Consider the following 6,558-nt stretch of genomic DNA (forward strand, 5'->3'; position numbering starts at 1 on the left):
GCCGCTACCGCCTTGAGAGGGCGGCGTCCTGGGCCACTAGACGACGGAGCCAAGCTATTCGTTCACTGCGTTACATCAGTCACTGCGTTACTTCTGACTTGCGACTTTGCAAGGAGTCAATCCTTGCGCAAACCTCTCTAGAGAGGTCTGGTAGTCCCGAGCGGATTCGAACCGCCGCTACCGCCTTGAGAGGGCGGCGTCCTGGGCCACTAGACGACGGGACCATGCACCGTGTGTGTCACGTTGATGCAGCTGGGGTACCAGGACTCGAACCTAGACTAACTGAACCAGAATCAGTCGTGCTGCCAATTACACCATACCCCATCACTACGCTCACCCTTCGCAGGGCTTCGCGTGCGACTCCGAAAGAATAGCCCAGTCAGAGACCCACTACCAAAACGATTCCCGCACGCATGGCGATCGCGTCGTTTTCGCTGCCTGTGCGAACCTGTACGAATCCGACCACCGTGAGGAGCCGCCACCGATGACCCCGGCCGACCACCCGTTCCTGACCCCCAGTGACCTGCCCTACGAGCTCCCCCCGTTCCGCGAGATCCGCGAGGAGCACTACGGTCCCGCGTTCGAGCAGGGCATGGCGGAACACCTGGCCGAAGTGGAGGCGATCGCGGCCGACCCCGCCCCGCCGACCTTCGCGAACACCGTGGAGGCGCTGGAACTGTCGGGACGCCTGCTGGACCGGGTGTCGACCGTCTTCTTCAACCAGGCGTCCTCGGACACCACCCCGGGCATCCAGGCCATCCAGCAGGAGGTCACCCCCAAGCTGGCCAAGCACAGCGACGCCATCCACCTCAACCCCCGCCTGTACGCCCGGCTCAAGGCCGTCACCACCGAGGACCCCGCCGAGCAGTGGCTGCTCGACCGGTACCGGACCGACTTCATCCGCGCCGGAGCCGAACTGGACGAGGCGCAGCAGGCCCGGCTGCGGAAGCTCAACGAGGAACTGTCCTCGCTGGCCACGACCTTCCAGCAGACCTTGCTCCAGGACACCAACGACCGGGCCGTCGTGGTGGACGACGCGGCCGAACTGGACGGGCTCACCCCCGACGCGATCGAAGGGCTCAGGGAGACCGCCGCCGCGCGCGGCCTCGCCGGCAAGTACCTGATCACGCTGGTGCTGCCCACCGGCCAGCCGTCCCTCAGCTCGCTGACCGACCGGGGGCTGCGCGAGCGGGTCCACCGGGCCTCCACCGGGCGCGGCGCGGCCAACGCCGAGCTGATCACCCGGATCGCCCGCCTGCGCCGGGAGCGCGCGGGCCTGCTCGGCTACCGCGACCACGCCGAGTACGTGCTGGCCGACCAGACCGCGGGCACCACGGGCGCGGTCACCGAGATGCTCGACAAACTGGTCACCCCCGCCGTCGCCAACGCCCGCCGCGAGCAGGAGGCCCTGGAGGCCGAGGCCGGCTTCCCGATCGAGGCGTGGGACTGGGCCTTCTACGCCGAGCGGGTGCGCCAGGCGCGCTACGCCATCGACAGCGCCCAGATGCGGCCGTACTTCGAACTCGACCGCGTGCTGCACGACGGCGTCTTCCACGCCGCCTCCCGCCTGTACGGCCTGCGCTTCGAGGCCCGCCCCGACCTCGCCGGCTACCACCCCGACGTACGCGTCTGGGAGGTCTTCAACGAGGACGGTTCCCCGCTGGGCCTGTTCCTGGGCGACTTCCACGCGCGGGCCTCCAAGCGCGGCGGAGCCTGGATGAACAGCCTGGTCAAGCAGTCGGGCCTGGAGGGCTCCCGGCCGGTCGTGGTGAACAACCTCAACATCGTCAAGGGCGAGCCCACGCTGATGACCTTCGACGAGGTCAACACGATGTTCCACGAGTTCGGCCACGCCCTGCACGGCCTGTTCTCCGACGTCCGCCACCCGCGTTTCTCGGGCACGGCGGTCCCCCGCGACTTCGTCGAGTACCCGTCGCAGGTCAACGAGATGTGGGCCACCCACCCGGAGATCCTGGCCAACTACGCCAAGCACCACGAGACCGGCGAGCCGATGCCGCGCGAGCTGGTCGACCGCATGCTCGAAGCCCAGAAGTTCAACCAGGGCTTCGCCACCGTGGAGTACCTGGCGGCGACCCTGCTCGACTGGGCCTGGCACACCGACTACGAGTCCGGCGAGGAGTCCGGCGACGCCGAGAGCTTCGAGGCCGAGGCCCTGCGCCGCGCGGGCGTGGACCTGGCGGCCGTGCCGCCGCGCTACCGCAGCACCTACTTCGCCCACATCTGGGCGAGCGGCTACAGCGCCGGCTACTACTCCTACATCTGGAGCGAGGTCCTGGACGCCGACACCGTCGAATGGTTCACCGAGAACGGCGGCCTGCTCCGCGAGAACGGCGACCGCTTCCGCGCCGAACTCCTCTCCAAGGGCGGCAGCGTCGACCCCATGACGGCGTTCCGCGCCTTCCGCGGCCGCGACCCCCGCATCGAGCCCCTGCTCGAACGCCGCGGCCTCCGCTAGCCCGTACGCGGACCCTGGCCGAGCGTCGCCCGGCCAGGGTTGGAAACGTGCCCTACAGCTTGCCGAGGGCCGCGTGGACGCGGTCGAGGGTGCGTTCGCGGCCGAGGACCTCGATGGACTCGAAGAGGGGGAGGCCGACCGTGCGGCCGGTGACGGCGACGCGGACGGGGGCCTGGGCCTTGCCGAGTTTGAGGCCGTGCTCGGCGCCCACCTCCTCCAGGGCCGTCTTCAGGGACTCGGGGGCCCAGCTGACGGTCTCCAGGCGGGAGGCGTACCCACGGAGGATGTCGGCGGCGCCGGGCTTCATGGCCTTGTCCCAGGAGGGCTGGTCGTGGACCGGCTCGGCGAGGAACAGGAAGTCGACGTTGGCCGTGATCTCGGAGAGGACGGCCACCCGGGTCTGGGCCAGCTCGGCCACCTCGGCGAAGGTGTCGCGGTCCCAGGCCGGGTCGAGCCAGGCGCCGCAGCGCTGGATGAAGACGTCCAGCGGGAGGGCGCGGATGTACTCCCCGTTGAAGGCGCGGAGCTTCTTCTCGTCGAAGAAGGCCGGCGAGAGGTTGACGTTCCGCAGCGCGAACAGCGGGACCATCTCCGCCCAGGGCATGATCTCGCGGTCGTCGCCGGGACCCCAGCCGAGCAGCATCAGGTAGTTGACCATCGCCTCCGCCAGGTAGCCCTCCTCACGGTAGGACTCCAGGGCGACCTTGTCGCGGCGCTTGGACAGCTTCTGCCGCTTCTCGTTGACGATGACCGGCAGGTGCGCCCAGCGGGGCGGGGTGTGGCCGAGCGCCCGCCACAGCAACTGCTGCTTGGGCGTGTTGGAGAAGTGCTCCTCGCCGCGGACCACGTGGGTGATCCGCATCTCGACGTCGTCGACCACGTTGGCCAGCACGAACAGCGGGGAGCCGTCGCCGCGGGCGATGACGAAGTCCTCCATCGCCTCGTTGGGGAACTCGACCGTGCCGCGCAGCTCGTCCTCGACCACGGTGACGCCGTCGTCGGGGGTGCGGAAGCGCAGCGCGCCCTCGGTCCGCCCGAGGTCGCGGCAGTGCCCGTCGTAGCCCTGGTGCTCGGAGCCCGTACGCGCCTGCACGTCCTCCCGGGTGCAGGTGCAGTGGTACGCCCTGCCGTCCTTGCGCAGCCGCGCCGCGGCCTCCCGGTGCTGCGGCTCGTACGCCGACTGGAAGTAGGGCCCCTCGAAGAACGGGGACTCGCCGCTGATGCCGATCCAGGCGAGCGCCGAGATGATGCCCTCGGTCCACTCCGGCCGGTTGCGGGCGGCGTCGGTGTCCTCGATGCGCAGGACGAACCGGCCCCCGGACTGCTCGGCCAGCGCCCAGTTGAACAGCGCGGAGCGGGCGCCGCCGACATGGAACATGCCGGTCGGCGAGGGCGCGAAGCGGACCCTTACCTCAGTCACGGGAGACCACCCTGTTGGTTAGTGTGCCGATGCCTTCGATGCCCACGCTGACCTCGTCGCCGGGGGTCAGCGGCCCGACCCCGGCGGGCGTGCCGGTGAGCAGGACGTCGCCCGGCAGCAGGGTCATCACGGCGGTCACGTGGGCGATCAGCGTGGGAATGTCGAACAGCAGCTGGGAGGTGCGCCCGCTCTGCCGCAGCTCCCCGTTGACCGTGGTGGTCAGCGCCAGGTCGCTCGCGTCCAGGTCGGTCTCGATCCACGGCCCGAGCGGGCAGAAGGTGTCGAAGCCCTTGGCCCGGGTGAACTGCACGTCCCGCTTCTGCAGGTCGCGCGCGGTGACGTCGTTGGCGCAGGTGTAGCCGAAGATGACGTCCTTGGCCCGCTCGGCCGGGACCTCCCGGCAGAGCCGGCCGATCACGACGGCCAGCTCGCCCTCGAAGTCGACACGCTCGGTCAGGCCCTGCGGATAGGCGACGGCCTCGCCGTGGCCGATCACCGACGTGGACGGCTTGAGGAACATGATCGGCTCGCTGGGCACGTCGTTGCCCATCTCTTTGACGTGGTCGGCGTAGTTCCGGCCGATCGCCACCACCTTGCTGGGCAGCATCGGGGCGACCATCCGGACCTCGGCCAGCGGGAACCGCTCGCCGGTCAGCTGGATCCCGCCGAACGGGTGACCGTCGATCTTGGCGAGCACTTGCCCGCCCTCTTCCACCACTCCGAACGCGACGCCGCCGCCCGTGGAGAACCTTGCGATACGCACGCTCACCAGGCTAGTGGCAGCCGTCCCTTGCCCTCACATCGTGGGGCGGCCGGGTGATCTCTGCGAATTCTCTGTAGTCACTTGACCCAATAGTCGGGATTCGGCCAGCATGATCCGCGCCCCCCATGGTGATGGAAGGAACAGGCGTGCCCAGCGGTACCAGAGTTGTTGGCGTATTGGCCCTGTTCCTAGCGGGGAGCCTGGTGACCGCGCAGCCCGCGTACGCGGCCAAGACGCTGGAATGCCAGGGTGACTGGCTGCCCGCGACCCCGACGTCCCCGGACGTGATGGCGGGCAAACTGTCCTTCCTCGACCTGCCCGCGGTTCAGGTGGGCGAGAAGGTGGACTGGAAGCTCAACCCGTACAAGAACCGGTCCTGGCAGATGGTGTTCCACTCGCTGCGCTGGATGGGGCGGCTGGTGGCCGACTACGAGACCACCAACAACGCCGCGTACCTGTCCAGGGCGACGGCGGTGGCCAAGGACTGGGTGGCCAAGAACCCGCCCGGCGGCGGGGCCGACTACGCGTGGGCCGAGCACCCGGTGGCGCTGCGGGCGCCGGCGCTGGTCTGCCTGAGCCGGCACGTGCCGGACAAGTGGCTGCGCGACAGCCTGGCCCAGCACGCCCGCATCCTGGCGAACGACAAGAACTACGAGTGGGGTCACAACCACGGGCTGGACCAGGACATCGGCCTGCTCGGCATCGCCTGCCGGTACGACAACAAGGCCTGGCGGAAGCAGGCGATCGGGCGCATGGTGAAGACCACCACGCTGGACGTGGACTCCCAGGGCGCCCTGCGCGAGCAGGCCCCCCGGTACGCGATCTACTTCCACGACCGGCTCAGAGTCGCCATGGACAAGATCAAGGACTGTGGCCTGAAGGTCCCCGCCGCCCTGGCGGAACGCTGGGACAAGCTGCCCGAGCACATCAGCGCGGCCACCCAGCCGGACGGCTTCCTGGTCCCCATCGGCGACGGCCCCGCCGACGTGCAGCCGGCCGCGTTCGACCGGCCGAACTCGCTGGTGCAGGTCTATCGCGCCGGGTACGTCTTCGGCCGGACCGCCTGGGACGACAAGGAGTCGGCCTACTACTCGATCAGGTTCGGGCCCGGCCTGAAGTTCCACGGCCACGAGGACCATCTCGGCGTCACGTACAACGCGCAGGGGCGCAGCGTGCTCACCGAGGCGGGCTTCCACTCCTACGAGAACACGCCCTACCGCCGCTGGACGATCACCCCGGAAGCCCACAACGTGCCCATCGTGACCGGGAAACGTTTCCGCGGCGGCGTGGCGTCCGCGCTCACCCGCTCCTCCATCGGCAAGGACCGCCAGTCCTTCACCGTCACCGACACCGCGTACGGCGCCCGCCGCACCCGCGCCATCCTCGTCAACCACGACAAGAAGGACGTCATGGCCGTGTACGACACGGTCAGCTCGGGCAAGGTCCGCAACCTCTGGCACCTGTCGCCCAAGCTCAAGGTGACCTCCAACGCGGGTGGCACGGTCGTGGTGAGTGACGACGACTGGCGTGCCTCGGTCGTGCAGCTGGCCCTGCCGGGGTGTAAGCCGATCAAGGGTCAGAAGATCGTGCGCGGTCAGACCTCGCCTTACCAGGGCTGGATCTCCAAGGCGTACATGCAGAAGGAGCCCGCTCCCGTGGTGGTCTCCCCCTCCGCCAAGGCCCTGCTCACCCTGGTGGTGCCGGGCACCGACCAGCCGGCGGTCTCCTGCTCCGGCCGGACCGTCATCGTACGCACACCCAACGGCCCGGCCACCTTCAAGATCTCCGGCAAGAACCTCGTCTAGGACGGGCTTGCCGGGGCTCTCCCACCCACCCACCCTTTCTGAGCTGGCGCTCGGCCTCCCCGATGATCGCCGCGCCGTAGGTCGTATGTCCCGG

The 6,558-nt window shown here is 69.2% G+C and carries 4 protein-coding genes and 2 tRNA genes; 2 read left to right on the top strand and 4 right to left on the bottom strand.

All coding sequences use genetic code 11. The features are described from left to right. Positions 1-148: 148 nt before the first annotated feature. Positions 149-224: transfer RNA gene (locus Aph01nite_RS40390), tRNA-Glu, on the bottom strand. A gap of 28 nt (positions 225-252) precedes the next feature. Beyond that, positions 253-324: transfer RNA gene (locus Aph01nite_RS40395), tRNA-Gln, on the bottom strand. Between the two features lie 160 nt (positions 325-484). Here Aph01nite_RS40395 and Aph01nite_RS40400 point away from each other — a divergent pair. Continuing rightward, a complete protein-coding gene (locus tag Aph01nite_RS40400; protein ID WP_204046382.1) occupies positions 485-2,476 on the top strand; it encodes a M3 family metallopeptidase in 1,992 nt (663 codons plus the stop codon). 52 nt (positions 2,477-2,528) lie between these two features. Here Aph01nite_RS40400 and gltX read toward each other — a convergent pair whose 3' ends face one another. After that, entirely contained in the window at positions 2,529-3,896 is a 1,368-nt protein-coding gene (gene gltX, locus Aph01nite_RS40405) for a glutamate--tRNA ligase (RefSeq protein WP_204046383.1), read from the bottom strand. Beyond that, positions 3,889-4,659 (bottom strand): fumarylacetoacetate hydrolase family protein, encoded by a 771-nt coding sequence (locus Aph01nite_RS40410; RefSeq protein ID WP_204046384.1) that lies wholly within the window; start codon positions 4,657-4,659, stop codon positions 3,889-3,891. The genes gltX and Aph01nite_RS40410 overlap by 8 nt, the downstream gene beginning before the upstream one ends. Positions 4,660-4,862: 203 nt before the next feature. Between Aph01nite_RS40410 and Aph01nite_RS40415 the strand changes: the two genes are divergently transcribed. Next, on the top strand, positions 4,863-6,464 hold the full coding sequence (locus tag Aph01nite_RS40415) for a heparinase II/III family protein (RefSeq protein WP_239162349.1): 1,602 nt from the start codon (positions 4,863-4,865) through the stop codon (positions 6,462-6,464). Positions 6,465-6,558 lie beyond the last annotated feature (94 nt).

Origin of the sequence: Acrocarpospora phusangensis, assembly GCF_016862995.1 — a bacterium.
GTDB lineage: Bacteria > Actinomycetota > Actinomycetes > Streptosporangiales > Streptosporangiaceae > Acrocarpospora > Acrocarpospora phusangensis.

Excerpts from the sequence above, each read along its gene's own strand:
- Aph01nite_RS40400 (WP_204046382.1), top strand. The coding sequence starts at position 485 with ATGACCCCGGCCGACCACCCGTTCCTGACCCCCAGTGACCTGCCCTAC.